At 65.0% G+C, this 14,867-nt stretch carries 10 protein-coding genes; 7 read left to right on the top strand and 3 right to left on the bottom strand.

Going from position 1 to position 14,867, the window contains the following annotated elements; all coding sequences use genetic code 11:
- The first annotated feature begins 169 nt into the window (after positions 1–169).
- The 6 genes from KDG50_12490 (at position 170) to KDG50_12465 (ending at position 9,893) form a co-directional block, all read left to right on the top strand.
- Entirely contained in the window at positions 170–1,333 is a 1,164-nt protein-coding gene (locus KDG50_12490) for an efflux RND transporter periplasmic adaptor subunit (GenBank protein ID MCB1866234.1), read from the top strand.
- Between the two features lie 452 nt (positions 1,334–1,785).
- Entirely contained in the window at positions 1,786–3,870 is a 2,085-nt protein-coding gene (locus KDG50_12485; GenBank protein MCB1866233.1) for a hypothetical protein, read from the top strand.
- Positions 3,860–4,699, top strand: a complete 840-nt coding sequence (locus KDG50_12480; GenBank protein MCB1866232.1) for a CAP domain-containing protein — start codon at positions 3,860–3,862, stop codon at positions 4,697–4,699. The genes KDG50_12485 and KDG50_12480 overlap by 11 nt, the downstream gene beginning before the upstream one ends.
- A 43-nt stretch (positions 4,700–4,742) precedes the next feature.
- Positions 4,743–5,168: a hypothetical protein gene (locus tag KDG50_12475; GenBank protein MCB1866231.1), complete on the top strand. Its 426-nt coding sequence runs from the start codon at positions 4,743–4,745 to the stop codon at positions 5,166–5,168.
- A gap of 21 nt (positions 5,169–5,189) precedes the next feature.
- The gene (locus KDG50_12470) at positions 5,190–6,470 is read left to right on the top strand and encodes a hypothetical protein (GenBank protein ID MCB1866230.1); all 1,281 of its coding nucleotides are present in this window, start codon (positions 5,190–5,192) and stop codon (positions 6,468–6,470) included.
- A 246-nt stretch (positions 6,471–6,716) separates the two neighbouring features.
- Complete coding sequence (locus KDG50_12465; protein MCB1866229.1) at positions 6,717–9,893, top strand: CRTAC1 family protein; 3,177 nt, start codon at positions 6,717–6,719, stop codon at positions 9,891–9,893.
- A 55-nt stretch (positions 9,894–9,948) separates the two neighbouring features.
- Here KDG50_12465 and KDG50_12460 read toward each other — a convergent pair whose 3' ends face one another.
- Positions 9,949–10,404: a lasso peptide biosynthesis B2 protein gene (locus KDG50_12460; GenBank protein ID MCB1866228.1), complete on the bottom strand. Its 456-nt coding sequence runs from the start codon at positions 10,402–10,404 to the stop codon at positions 9,949–9,951.
- A 58-nt stretch (positions 10,405–10,462) separates the two neighbouring features.
- On the opposite strand from KDG50_12460, the gene KDG50_12455 reads away from it, so the two are divergent.
- Positions 10,463–13,654, top strand: a complete 3,192-nt coding sequence (locus tag KDG50_12455) for an efflux RND transporter permease subunit (protein MCB1866227.1) — start codon at positions 10,463–10,465, stop codon at positions 13,652–13,654.
- A gap of 15 nt (positions 13,655–13,669) precedes the next feature.
- Here the strand turns inward: KDG50_12455 and KDG50_12450 are convergent, their stop codons facing one another.
- Positions 13,670–14,212: a PEP-CTERM sorting domain-containing protein gene (locus KDG50_12450; protein MCB1866226.1), complete on the bottom strand. Its 543-nt coding sequence runs from the start codon at positions 14,210–14,212 to the stop codon at positions 13,670–13,672.
- Positions 14,213–14,580: 368 nt separating this feature from the next.
- Positions 14,581–14,867, bottom strand: a 287-nt coding sequence (locus KDG50_12445; GenBank protein MCB1866225.1) for a transposase, incomplete at its 5' end; no start/stop codon positions are given.

The following is a 14,867-nucleotide window of genomic DNA, read 5'->3' as shown; positions in this document are numbered from 1 at the left end:
CGACGGCGCCGGCACGCGGCACGGTGCATGCGCAACGGCGGGCCGCCGACGCGCGGCGGGCGAAAAGCGGCGGTAGCATAACACGCGATTTTCCGTCCCGAATTGGTTGCAGGGGCGGGTCGGTTTCGCCACCTGAATACAAGTTTCCTCAGCGGTAAACCCCAGGTTCATGTCGAAGGGTCTGCAATTCGTGATCGCACTGGGCGTGCTCGCTGCGGCGGTGGCCGGCAGCGTCGCGCTGGTCGCCAATGCGCCCGAGCCGCAGGCGCGCAAATCCGCGGCCGAACCGGTCGCCGTTCGCACATTGGTCGTCGCGCCGCGCGATCTGGACCCAGTCGTCGAACGCACCGGTCGGCTGCAACCGGCCCAGCGCGCCACGCTGCGCTTCGAGGTGTCCGGTCGCGTGACGACGCGCAGCGTCGAACCCGGCGATATGGTCGAGGCCGGCGCTAGCCTGATCGCCGTCGACACGGCTGATTACCAGGCGCGGCTGTCCGCGGCGAGCGCGCGGCTCGCGCAGGAGCTTGCCGCGATCGAGCGCGACCGCCGACTGCTCGACATCGCCATCGAGCAGGTCAGGCTGCAGGCCGCGGAGGTCGAACGTCTGCGGGCGCTCGGACGTGACAAGCTTGTCGCGCCGTCTGCGCGCGAGGACGCTGAACAGCGCCAGCTGCAACTCGATGCCGAAGTCGCGCGCCTTCGCTACGCAGTCGAGACCGCCGCGGCCCGTCGCACGCTGCTCGAGGCCGAGCGCGACCAGGCCCGCCGCGCGCTGGAGCGCGCGCGGCTCGAGGCGCCGTTCGCTGGCGTGGTGAACGCGGTGGAGTATGAGGTCGGTGATCTGGCGACGACGCAGGCCACGGCCGTCGAACTCGTGCGGATCGACGAGCTGGATGCCTACCTGGAACTGGCCGGCGCTGACCTTGGCGCGATCGAAACCGGCACGCCGATGGTCGTCGCGGTCGGCGAGCGGCAGGCCGAAGGCCGGGTGCTGGCGCTTGCCGTTGCTCCCGATCCCCGCACGCTGACTTACGCCCTGCGCGTGCGTGTGCCCGGCGCGGGCCTGCGTGCCGGTGAACTGGCGCGCCTTCGTGTGCCGCTGCCGCGCGTGGCTGCCGAGATCGTCGTGCCGCTCGAGGCACTGGTGACGGATTCCACGGGTACTGCGGTGTTTGTCGTGGCCGACAACCGCATCGAACGGCGGCAGGTCGAGACCGGCCGCCGGGTCGGCGGCGTGCAGGTCGTCGATGACGGGCTTGCGGCCGGCGATCGCATCGTGGCCGCCAACGTCGCCGCACTGGCCGATGGGCAGAGCGTGCGGGTGCTCGAATGATCGATCGGCCGGAAGGATTCGGTAACACTATTGTTCAAAATCTGTGCTAGTGTTAGATACAGTTGACCGTCGGAGTTGGCCGTTGGGCTAGCGGCTGATTCCGAACATCGGCAACTTGGAGATTCATACATCGATGATCCTGGTGAGCAGATGCGCTCGCCGCAGGCCCGAATAGAGGCCGGGACATCTGGGGTGCCGCGCAACGCGGCGTCCCGTTACACAACTGCGGCCGGGTCGCCGTGGTTGTGACCGACTGTTTGGTAGATGGTCAAACCGCGAAATCCGACGCAGGTTGGTCGGGCGCGTTCGTCTGTTCAATATCTCCGTTGGCGCGTCGGCGCGGGTTCCGTTGTGGTATCGATGGCAATGGCGGGCGGGTTGTTTGGAGGCTGGGTGCAATCGCTGCGCCCGGCAACGGGTCGTAACACTTGGAAATGCCGGAGGGGTCAGTGATGGGCTACTGGAGCGAAACACGCGACGCGAGCGCCTTTGGTGCCGTGCGCATTGCAGCGTTCGCGTTGCTCTTCGGGCTGAGCGGGGCCGTTGCGGCGAAGAACACCAAGGTCGAACTCTGCCACATTCCACCCGGCAATCCCGGCAATGCCCAGACGCTTTCGGTGAGCGAAAGCGCGGTTCCCGCGCACCTGGGCCACGGCGACTATCTTGGCCCCTGTGTGCCTGCCGGCCCGACCTGCCAGGAGGTCTGCGAGGACAACAACCCCTGCACGATCGAGACCTGCGAACCCGGCACGACGATCTGCATAGCCGATCCGCCGCAGCTCAATTGCGATGACGGGGATCCCAACACGCTGGATGCCTGCGACGCCGCGCAGGGCGGGTGCATCAACACACCGCTGGTCATGGCCGATCCGCAGACCGTGACCACCACCGGCGCGGTGCAGATCACCCTGACTGGCAGCGCGCCAGCGGGCAGCAGTCTCGATTTCTCGATCGTTACGCCGCCGGTGCAGGGCACGCTTGGTGCCATCACGCCGGTGGTACCGGCGCCGCTCAGTCTGTGTTCGCTCACGACCACGCAGAGTTGTGTGACCGACGGCGACTGTCCGATTGGTGAAACCTGTGACGTCACCCAGCCGCCGACCCTGAGCGCGCTTGTGACCTACTCACCGACCTCCGGCACGCCGGCTGACGACGCCTTCGAGTTTGCCGCGTCACTGGCCACGAACCCGACGGTCTCCGATACCGCAATCGTGACGATCAACCCGGTCGATCCTTCGACCCCGCCGGACAATCCGGTCGCTACCGTCGAGGCGTTTGATACCAGCGCCGAAACCCTGGCGGATCAGGCGATCACGGTCATGCTCCTGGGCGAGGCTCCGTGCGAGCTCGCGGACGGGGAAGCCAATCCCTGCGACGGCTTGGGTGAGGATGTATCGCTCAGTTTCGCGACGACGACATCGCCGACCAACGGCGTGCTCTCGAACCTGACCCAGGGCAGTGCGGTTCCGCAGCGCTCAGCGACGGTCGACTACACGCCGAACGCCGGGTTCACGGGCGCCGACAGCTTCAGCTTCGAGGCCTGTGGTGAGATCGCCAGCGTGCTGACCTGCGCGAGCGCGACGGCCACCGTCAGCGTCGCCGCCGGTATCGGTGATCAGAACGTCGAGACCCAGCAGAACGTCCCCGTGACGATCGATCTGGGGCTGACCCAGGCCGCGCTGGTGATTGGCGCCGGAGTGGCCGGGGCGGTCGCCGATTCGAACGGCGACAACTTCGGCGACAACGCAAACGTACTCCCGGGCAGCGCGCCGTTGCTGGCCTCGGCGGCGGTAGATTCCAGCGGTGGACCGGGTTCAAACGGCACCGTTCGTTTTCTGATGAAGTGGGATATTTCCAGTCTGACCTCGCCGGGCGACGTACAGTCGGCCGAAGTCGTGATTCACACGCTGAAGGGCTCCGTGGACCTGCTGGACACCAATTTCTACAGTGTGTCGGTTTCGCCGCCCGGCGAGATCGGTTTCCAATTGCTGGCAAGCGAATATGGCACGCCCGCCACGGGCGGCATTCTGGCGACCATGCCCGTACCGGCCGGCGCCATAGGCACTGAGGGGACATTCAGCTTCGACGTACTCAGTCCGCTCCAGGCGGCGATCACCTCGGGCGCCACGGTGTTCGGCATCCGCGCTCAGGTCGACGAGTCACTCAGCGGCGGCGGCTCCAAGCGCGGTCTGCAGATGCGCACGACGGCGAACGGAAATCTCTCGGCGCTGAAAGAACCGAAGCTGTCGGTCACGACCGCCGGAACGGTCGGCGGGCCGGTGATCACGATCACCGCGTTTCCGCTGCATGGCACCCTGATCGACGGCAACGGGGCGCCGGTTCCGCCGAGCGGACTCGTGCCCGGTTCGAAGGTCGTCTATGTGCCGAATCCGACCTACTTCGGGCCAGACAGCTTCAGCTACACGCTGGACGATGGAGTCAACCTGGATGCTGCGACGATCAATATCCAGGTCACGGGTGAACCGTGCGAGACCGTCGGGCGTGATGCGGGCTGTGCCCCGGGCGTTGCGATCTAGGGCATGGCGCTGGACGCTGGCAGCCGCACTGCTATGGGAAGCGCCTTGGTCCATATCCAGCGCGAGCGAGCCCGCCGCCGTCCATGCAGAGTTGGGGACCGCGCATGCGTGGCTCGCCGAGCACAAGCGTTTGCGTGCGGATCTGCTCGCACACGCTCGGCGACTACATCGTTCCTGGCAGCCGGACGGCAACCCTATTTCCGCGCTGCGTTCAGCGATCACGATTGCGCTCGATCTCGGCAATCTGCGTCAGGCCTGGGCGGTCTACACCGAACTGCGGATGCTGCTATGGCCACCGTTCGATTCCGCTGCAGTGGATCGCGGCTGGACCGAAACGGCCGATCAGTACCGGTTGAGCGCTGCGTCTCTGCACATGCGCGGCCTTTCGGTTGCCGAACCGAACGCCGACATTCAGGCCGTGTGGCGTGCCGCTCGCTTGGCGAACGACGAGCGGTTCTCACCGCCACTAGCGGGCCTGCAACCGGTGGCACAGGCGATCAACGAGTTCCGTGCGGCGCTTGGTCTGTCCGAACTGAGCGCGCGAAGCGAACTAGCCCGTTGTGCAAACGATCAGTTACGGCGCATGCGGGCGGGGGGGTATTTCGCGCATGCGGATCCGCGCGATGGCTCCGGCTCGCTTGCGTTGCGGGCGAGCGCATGTCGAACGCCGGTGCGCGCCGAATTGCTGGCGCGAAAGTGTCGCGATGGCGAGCAGGCGTTTCGACGCTGGTTCGCCTCACCTGCGCATCATCGGGCCATGATCGATCCGGCCGCGAGGGCGATTGGCGTGGCCGCGCACGAGGGGCGCTACGTTGCCTGGATTCAGTGACCGCGCCCCGGTGTTTCAGAGACACTTCAGCGTGCACAGTGGCATGAAATCGCGCGCAGCACTCGCATTTCTGTTCTTCGTGCCGCTGAGCTGCCTGGGTACGGCGCTTGCCGCGGCGCACGTTCGCGGTGGCGTGGACGGGTTGGAGGTTTCCGACGCGCCGTCCACCGCCGTGTCCTGGACGATCCAGGGTCCGAACTCCGTCGTTCACGAAGCTGCGATCAGTGCGGCAATTCCAGCGAAAGGGCTGGAAGACGGCGTTTACCAGTTTGAAATTCGCGGGGTCCTGGCGTCCTCCGCGATCACACGCTCGCAGGCCAAGGCGCGCCTGGACAACGGGCGTGGCCCCGGCGCTGCCCCGACACTTGAACCGGTAGGGGTGATCGAAACCGGCCATTTCCGGATCAGCGGCGGCCATGTGGTCGTCGATGACGTGAAGGAACCGCCGCCCCAGTCTGTATTGAAATAACTGCTCCCGGAGGGTTGGACCATGAAGGCAAACAGGATTCTCACAGCGGCCATCGTCTCGGTTTTCGCGACGACCCCCGCCCACGCCGATCAGGTGTTCGTAGATGACCTCATTGTTGACGGCAGCGCCTGCGTTGGGGTGGATTGCGTGAACGGCGAAAATTTCGGTTTCGATACCATTCGCCTGAAAGAAAACAATCTGCGCATCAAGTTTCAGGATACGTCGAGCTCAGGATCGTTCCCGAGCAACGACTGGCAGCTCACCGCCAACGACTCGGCGAACGGTGGCGCAAACAAGTTTTCGATTGATGACGTTGACGGCAACCGTACGCCGTTTACGGTTGAGGCGGCCTCGCCTAACAATGCCCTGTACATTGATTCCAGCGGAAACATCGGCATGAGCACCTCGTCACCGGTGCTCAACGTACACGCGGTCGACGGCAATAGTCCCGGGCTGCGCCTCGAGCAGGATGGATCGTCCGGCTTTACACCACAGTCCTGGGACCTCGCCGGCAACGAAACGGTGTTTTTCGTGCGTGATGTGACCAACGGCAGCAAGCTGCCGTTCAAGATCGAACCGAACACGCCGACCAACACCGTGTATCTCGATTCCACCGGTAATGTCGGGCTTGCGACGGCGTCACCGGCGCAGCTGCTTCATCTGAACTCGTCCAGTGCCACGGCGGGCGCGCCGGCAATCCGGCTGCAGAACACGAACGCAACCAACGCAGGCACATGGGATATCCGCCTGAATACCGTCGGCGGCATCACCGGGGCGACGCTGTCGATTTCCGATACCAACGGCAGCGACTTCATGCAGCTTGGCGGCGACGGCACGTTCACGCTGAACAAGCCCGGACAATTCACGTCGATGCTCATCACGCCCGACGGCGATGCGATTTTCCACGACGACGTGACTGCCGTTACGTTCACGCCGACCTCGAGCCGTGCGGTCAAGGAGGGCTTCGAGCCCGTCGACGAGCAGGCGATTCTGCTTGCGGTTGCCGATATGGACGTGTCGAGCTGGAGCTTCAAGTCGGATCGCGGCGTGCGCCATATCGGCCCGGTTGCCGAGGACTTCCACGCCGCGTTCGGTGTCGGCCGTGATGACCGACACATCTCGACGGTGGACTCGGACGGTGTTGCACTCGCCGCGATCAAGGCGCTGCATCACAACGACCAGTCTCGTGACGCCGAGCTTCAACAGCTGAAGGATCAGCTTGCGCAACGCGATCGCGAACTCTCGGCGCTGCTCGATCGACTCGCCGCCCTCGAAGCGCGCATCGCCACCTCCGCTCCGTAATACCTCCGCAGCTTGCACCGGGGGCGCGCGCTCTTGCGCCCCCCGGTCGGGTTGCTCACGCCGCCCTGTCATCCGACCGTTCGCGCTTTGACCACTGTCGGCGCGTGATGCAGGCCGGGTTCCATACAGTTTCCTCGGAACGCGAACGACCCTGTTCAGTTCCGGCACTCTGGGTTCTCGCCGATGAAATTGCTTTGTAGCCAACCTGCAATCGCCGTCCGTACGAGAATGGCGGGCGCTTTCGCAGTGCTCGTTTTCGCTTCCGTCGCGTTTGCTGCGAGCGCATCGGAACCCGCGACGACCGGCCCGGGCGGCACAAGGCTGCTTTCCGAGGTGCAGGACACGATTCGCGCAATCGGAACGCTCGAGGACCGGCGCGACCCGAAGTGCCACGCCACCGCGTCGCGGCTCGAGGATTTCATGTACGGCACGCCGCTGACCGATGCCGCGCGCTACGCGAAGCTGGCGATGCAGAAGCGGCTGGCGCATGATCTGCTCGATCGTGCGGAGGTGATTGCCCGTGAGCATGGTGCTGCGCGGATCGAACAGGCCGATGTGGATCTTGCGACCGCCGCACTGATGCAGGTCGATCCGCGCGCGGACGGCGGCTTTCTGGTTTCCGTCGCGGGCCGACCGGGGTTTGAGATCCGTTCCGATGACCATCGCCAGTATGCGACCGTGGCCTACGGCCTGCGCGCCCTGCTGGCGGTGCAGCACGATGCGCTGATTGCCGCGAATGGCGATCGTCTGGCGCTCGCCGATGATGCGGTCGCGCGACTCAAGCGTGATGTCGAACTTGCAACCCTTGTCGTGTTGCAGACCGCCGATCTAGGTGCGCGTCTGCAGGGCGCCCACCAACTGACCGATCGCGCGCTACAGGCGGCGTGGGAAAACCTCTTCGGCGACAAGGTTCATCTGGCCGAAAAACCGGCGGCGCCGACCGACCGTGTCTCACCGCCGAACTACGCGATGACCCGCAACATCATCGCGCAAAAGTTTGCGTCCTACGAGGCATACAACCATGTCTCCAATGCCGTATTCCTGCGCAATATCCAGGTGTATTTCTCGCGTCACCGATGGCCGGTCGATGAGGCGCAGAGCAACGCACTGAAGATCAGTTTCACCGAGGCCATGATCCAGATTGCCGCGCAGCTGCTGCATGGCGCCGAACGGCGTGCGCTCGCGCGCGGCGAGTCCGCGATCCGGGTGGAGGATATCGGCGAGTACTCCAAGGCCTTCGTGCCCTACGAGATGAACGAGTACGAGGACGCAATCTTTTTCCCGCGACTGTCGCGCGCGGAGCGCATTGTGCTCGAGGCCTACGACATGGACGCGTTTCGCGACGGCGGTCTGCACTGGCGTTATCTCGAGGCCGTGATCAACGCAGCGGACTTCGCGCCGAAGCTCGAGCCCGATCCGTTTGCGCTGGAACTCGTGGTCGAGAGCATTGCGCAGATCGGGGTGCTGGTCCTGCGTGTGGCCGGTGAACTCTCGGCACAGCTGGGGCATGTTGCGCTGTCGGCCGACGACATCGATCAGAGCCTGCGTCGGATTCAATCACTCATCGACCGGCATGCGCGCATTGCCGCGCCGGCCGATTCGAGCAGTGCGCTGGTCAGCGCGCCTGCCTCCGGCGAGGGCGATGTCGGCGCGTATTTCTCCGATGTCACCGCCGCGAGCGGCATTGTCTTTGAACATCGCCTTGCCGACTGGCTGGGGCGTGCGATCCGCAGCTACTCGGTCCGCAAGCAGGAAGTCGCCGTGCTCGCCGTTCCGCCCGCGTTCGGTGGTTCCGGCGCAGCGGCCGAGGATATCGACGCCGACGGCCGGCCCGACGTGCTGCTGGTCGGCGGCGCCGGTAACCGCCTGTTCCGCAACCTTGGTGGCGGTCGTTTTCAGGACATCACGCGCGAAGCTGGAATCGACTGGCGCAGGCCCGAGGACGGCCTGCCGGGAGAGCCGCGTCAGCCCATCATCGCGGATTTCGACAACGATGGCCTGCCCGATGTTTTCATCAGTTATGCCGACGACGACCATCGGATGTACCGCAACGTCGGCAATGCACGTTTCGTGGACGTGACGGCCACGACGGGGCTCGGCGGCAAGGGACTGGTCGGCGGTCCGGCAACCGCGTTCGACTATGACCGCGACGGACGTCTCGATCTCTACATCGGCTACTTCGGCCAGTATACCGAGGGCACGATTCCCACGCTTGCGCGCCGCAACGACAATGGACTGCCCAATCGACTGTTTCGCAACGTGGGCGGTCTGCGCTTCGAGAACGTGACCGACGGAAGCGGGCTCGACAACACCGGTTGGACACAGGCGCTGTCGCACACCGACATCGACCGCGATGGCTGGCAGGACCTGATCGTCGGCAACGACTTCGGCGTCAACGCCTACTATCGCAACCGTGGTGACGGTACGTTCGAGGATATTTCCACGGTGATTGGCACCGGCAAACCGTCATTCACCATGGGCATCGGCCTGAGCGACCTCAACGGTGACCTGCATCCGGACGTGTACATCTCGAACATCGTCACCATGGACAAGGATCAGAAATACGTTCTGCCGGATGAAAACACGCCGATGAAATTCGATGCCAAGACCATGTCGCGGATGCGCGTGATCGAGGCCAACGACCTGTTCGTCTCCGGTCGCGATTCCAGTGGCGCCCTGCATTACAAACAGTCCGATGCCATCGGTCGCGGGCTTGAGGCCACCGGCTGGGCCTGGGGCGCGGATTTTCTGGATTTCGACAACGACGGTGATGATGACCTGTACGTCGGAAACGGCATGAACGACTTCGCCGTGTATTCAGCGGAGAATCCGTACTACTCCGATCCCCGGGGAAATACGCGCGAGGCCCTGTTCGCAGACAGCCATCGCGATGCGAATGTGTTTTACGAAAACCGTGACGGGCGACTCGTGAACGCTTCGCGCGCCAGCGGTGCGGATCTGCTCGGCAACACGCGTGCGGTCGTGTATCTGGATATGGATGACGACGGTGACCTCGACATGATCCTGAACAATTTCGCCGGACCAGCGGTCGTCTATCGCAACAACGCCGAATCGCGAAAACACCATTGGTTGAAGGTCAGCCTGCAAGGTGACCCGGCCCAGGGTGTCACGCGCGATGCGATCGGTGCGCGCGTGCTCGTGGAAACCGCTGCCGGGCCGCGTCGCTGGCGCGAGATCCATGGCAGCGTCGGTTATCTGACCATGCACCCGAAGGAACAGCACGTTGGGCTGGGGGATGCGACCGAGGCGAGCATCATTGTCGAATGGCCGAACGGGACGACCTCGCGGTTTGAAAACCTCGCCGCGAATGTTCGTTATCGCATCGACCAAGCCACCGGCAGCATCGCGCGGGTGCAGGGCCGGGACTCCGGCGAGGTGAAAAGCGCCCGGCACGCGCGCTAGCGTGCGCTGATCGGGAAACGCCGGGCAATCCATCCCGGATTGCCGCCTGAGTGGCTCAGGCCGTGGGTGAGCCTGGCCCGCCCACGGCCCGGTCGAACGGCCGGTATCGATCGGCGACATCTGCCGCGTCGTTGAGCACGCGGCCATCCAGTTCCACCCAGGCGTGCCCATCGTAGGCGCCGTCAGTGATCCGCGAGCCGATGCGGATCTCCGACTCGATCCCGTGTTCCAGCAGGTAGGCCCACAGCGCCATTGAGCGCGACAGGCAGGCGCCGCGGTACGGCCCGAAGTGTTGAACGATCGCCAGGGCACGCGCGGCGGCACGTGCGAACGCCGGCACGTCGTGGGGCTGCGACTGGGGTTGCGTGGTTTCGCGCGTGCGGTCGAGCAGTTCGCGCAGGCCCTTGCGTTTCAGGGCGCGCGCCATGCGCGGCACGGAGGCCGCAAGCGTCCAGTAGGCCGAGCGGACCTCGCGGGGCAGGGCGAAATAGCGGCGCAGCAGCTGGGGCATCGTCGGCCGCGCGGCGCGCGGTGGAGAAGCATGCCGCAGGAGTTTACCATCGCCGCGCATGGGCCTCGTGCGCTTTTCCGTCGACAACCCGCTGGTCGTCAACCTCGTGCTGGCGCTCGTCCTGCTCGGCGGCGTGCTGTCCTGGCGCGCCATGCCGCAGGAAATGTTCCCGGTCATCGAGACCGACAAGGTGCAGGTCACGACCCTGTTCGAGGGCGCCTCGCCGGTCGAGGTCGAGCGCCAGATCACCGTCGCGATCGAGCAGGAACTGGACGGGCTCTCCGACATCGACGAGATCACCTCGACCAGCGACGAGGGTGTCTCGCGCATCGTCGTCAAGCTCAAGCCGGGCGCGGACGTGGACGACTTCCTGCGCGAGACTGAGGCGGCGATCGACCAGATCCAGGATCTGCCCGAAGAGGCGGAAGAACCCGTCATCAAGCGGTTGAAGACCCGCTTTCCCGTCATCAGCATCGCGTTGTATGGCAACGCCGAGGCCGGGCGGCTGCGCGACATCGCCGAGCGCCTGCGCCGCAAGGTCGAGGCAATGGATGGGATCGGCAGCGTCGGCATCGCCGGCGATCGCGAGTGGGAGCTGTGGGTCACGGTCGATCCGGGCGAGCTCGCCGCGCGCGGCATCGCGCTGGAAACCATCGAGACCGCGCTGCGTTCGAACCTGCGCGATCTGCCGGGCGGTTCCATCGCGGGCGCCGAGGGCGATGTGCTGCTGCGCGGTGTCGGCGTTCCACCCGATCCCGAATCGGTCGGCGCGATCGCGCTGCGCACCAATGCGACGGGCGGCGTGCTGCGGTTGCGTGAAATCGCGAAGGTCGACGTGCGACTGGAAGAACCGCGCACGCTGGGGCGGTTCAACGGCGAACGCTCGATCAACCTCGTCATCAACAAGACGGCCACCGCGTCCACCATCGCGATTGCCGAGGCCGTGCATGAACTGGTCCGTGAGTTCGACGGAACTCTGCCGCCTGGCATCCACGCCAGTTCGTTCAACGATCTTTCGGTATACGTGCGCACGCGTCTGGAGACCGTCAAGTCCTCGGGGCTGATCGGGCTGGGTCTGTTGCTCGGCTCGCTGTATCTGTTGCTCAACGGGCGCGTGGCCCTGATCACCGCGCTCGGTATTCCGGTGTCCTTCCTGTTTGCCGTGATGGTGATCCACTACGCCGGCTACACGATCAACATGGTCTCGCTGTTTGCGTTCCTGATCGCGCTGGGCCTGATCGTCGACGACGCCATCATCGTCACCGAGAACGTCTACCGGCACCTGGAGGAGGGCGCGCCGCCGCGCGAGGCCGCGCTGGCGGGCGCGCGCGAGGTGTTCTGGCCCGTGATCGCGGCGACCTCCACCACCATCGCCGCGTTCCTGCCCATGTTCGCGGTGACCGGCACCATGGGCGCATTCATTTCCGTGATTCCGGCCGTCGTGAGTGCCGCGCTGGTCGGCTCGCTGTTCGAGGCGTTCGCGGTGCTGCCCTCGCATGCGCATGACTGGCTGCGGGTCGCGAAGACGCGCACGCGCAAACGATTGATCGACTGGTCGGCGGCCCTGCGCCGCTACACTGGCCTGCTGCGCTGGACGCTGGTGAACCGCTACATCACCGCCGCGTTTGCGATCGGCACGCTCGTTCTGGCGGTGGCGTTCGCGGCGACGCGCGTACCGTTCAATCTGTTTGGATCGGTCGACGTCGGTCAGTTCTTCGTGAACGTGGAGGCGCCGAACACCTATTCGCTGGAAGATTCCGAGGCGCTGGCGAAACGGCTGGAGGCGGTGGTTTACGACGTCGTTGAACCGCACGAGCTGAAATCCCTGCTCACCAACGTCGGCGTGGAGTTCGTGGATTTTCAGCGTTTCCGGCTTGGCAGCCAGTACATTCAGCTCATCATCGACCTGACGCGGGAAAAGCCGCGCGGCTTCATCGAGCGTTACGTGAATCCGCTCGTGAGTCTGCGCTTCGATGCGCCCGGCGAGCGCGAGCGCCGCTCCGAGGATGTGATCAATGTCGTGCGCGAATCACTCTCGCGCGTGCCCGGTGTCACGCGTCTGGCCATCCTGCGGCCGCAGGGCGGCCCGGCCGGCGCGGATGTCGAGATCGGCATCATCGGCGATCGCATCGACAACCTGCGTGCCGCCGCCGTCGAGATCCGCGACTGGCTTGTACGCATTCCCGGCGTGCATGACGTACGCCACGACGCCGACCCCGGCAAGCTCGAGTACCGTTACCGCCTGAACGCGGCCGGGCGCGAACTCGGGTTGACGCAGGAGCAGCTGGCGCGGGTCGTACGCACGGGGTTCGTCGGTCGCGAGGTCACGCACGTCAACTGGCGCAACGAACGCATTCCCGTGCGCGTGATCTACCCCGAGTCCCTGCGCGAAGACAGTGCCGCGCTCGCCAACCTCAGGCTCACGACCGGCGACGGCCGCACCGTGTATCTGCATGAGATCGCGGACTTCGAGGTCGAGCGCTCACCGGCCACCGTGCAGCACCGCAACCTGCGCCGGCTGGTTGCGGTCACGGCCGATGTGGACGACAAGGTCACGACGCCCAATGACGTGATCGAGCAGTTTCAGCGTGAGTTCGCGGACTTCGCGCAGACCCATCCGGGCTATACGCTGGTGTTTCTGGGCGAGAAGAAGGAAGCCAACGAATCGTTCGCGAGCCTTTCCGGTGCGCTGATCATGGCGCTGGCCGTGATCTTTTTCATCCTGGCCTGGCTGTTCCGTTCGCTGCTCGATCCGCTCGTGGTCATGGCCGCGATCCCGTTCGGGTTCATCGGCGTCGTCGTCGGCCACGTCATCTTCGGCTTCAACCTGCAGTTTCTGTCCGGCATCGGCTTTCTGGCGCTGACCGGCATCGTCGTCAACGACTCGCTGATCCTCGTGGACTTCGCCAAGAAGCGGCGTGCGGAAGGCTATGAGCGGATCGAAGCCGTTGTGGAGGCGGGCAGGGTGCGCATCCGCCCGATCCTGCTGACCTCGATCACGACGTTCCTGAGCGTCTCACCGCTGATCTTCTTCGCATCCGGGCAGACGGCATTCCTTTCGCCCATGGCCGTAAGCCTCGGCTTTGGACTGCTGTTCTCGACCGTGCTGATCCTCGTCGCGGTGCCGAGTTTCTACCTGATTGCCGATGACCTGCGCACGCGTGCGTTTCGCATGTTCGGACGCGAGGATCTAGAACAGGAAATCATCGCCCCGCATTGCAGCATCGACGAACGCCCCGCGTCCGTCTGACGCGCTGCGATCGGTTCAACGGCTGGGCTTGCGCTTTTGGCGTCGCCGCAGGCCGGCGAGCGCGGCGGCGCCCACCATGGTCAGTGCGATGGTGGCCGGCGCCGGAATCGGCGGCGGGTCGATGGTGATGCGGTAGCCCTCCAGCTGATTGGAGCCACCGCCGGCTACGCGCAGGCCGACCACGCCGCCTACAGGAACGGTCATGTTCAGGGCAGTGGTGTTCCAGCCGATTATTGCCAGAAGCCCACCGGGTGCGATCGTATCCGGGCCGACGTAGAAGGCCGGGTCGAACACCCGCAGGCTGTCGCCGGGCACGGAAGCTGTCAGCGATTCGGTCGTGATGTCGAAGCTGGACCCCGGCACCAAGGTCACGCGGTAGAAGTCGCGGTCGAAATTGAACGGCCCCACCGAACCCTCGAACGACGGGATGTTGACCGGGATTGCGCTCGCCCAGTCGCCATTGGGTTCGATATCCAGAATCGGCGCCGCCCAGGCCTTGCCGCCGAACAGGGCCGTGGCGATGGCGAGTGGCAGGAGTCGGCGTTTCGGAGTGTTCATGCAGCTTCGCGGTCCGGTTGATTTGGGGTGGCTTGCGCCTGATTATCGAACAGCAAGCACGATTCGTGCCTTGTTTCCTGTTCCGAGCAAATTCAATGGCTTGGCGCGGCGTACGCCGGCCTTCCGATCCGCGGCGGGGGCGGGGTGTAAAAAAACCTGACAACATGAGCCGGGCCGACGGCAGCGCGCGGGGGATGTTGTAAAAATCCGACGAAACGCCGCGCCGGATCAACGATTCGTTCAGAGCTGCCGGAAGCCACCGCGATCGGCTGGCTCGCACCGGGTGATCTTGGACGGGGCGCGGGCAGTGGACATCATCCGCAATGTAGGGTGCGCACCGCGCACCGCCTGGCACTCGGGGTAGACGCCTAAAAGGGCTCTGACCCCTTTAACTCCGCTTCGTGTGTGCCGCTCCACTGCTTCGAGGCATTGGAGGGCAGCTTGCAGCCGTCGATGGCGAACATCTCCTTGCCGATCAGGCCCAGCTTGTCGCAGGTCATGACGATCTGGGTGAACAGCCCGCCGATGGTTTCAGGCGAGCGCGAGATGAAATCGGCAATCGTGCTGTGGTCGGGTTGCAGATCGGCGCCGAGCGCCATGAACACGATGTTCTCGCGGCACAGCCGCTCGATGCGCCGGCTGCTGGTCACCCCTT

The organism is Chromatiales bacterium (genome assembly GCA_020445605.1).
Classification (GTDB): Bacteria; Pseudomonadota; Gammaproteobacteria; order JAGRGH01; family JAGRGH01; genus JAGRGH01.
The sequence above is the reverse complement of the archived record's forward strand: the minus strand, read 5'-3'. Positions and strand labels throughout refer to the sequence as shown.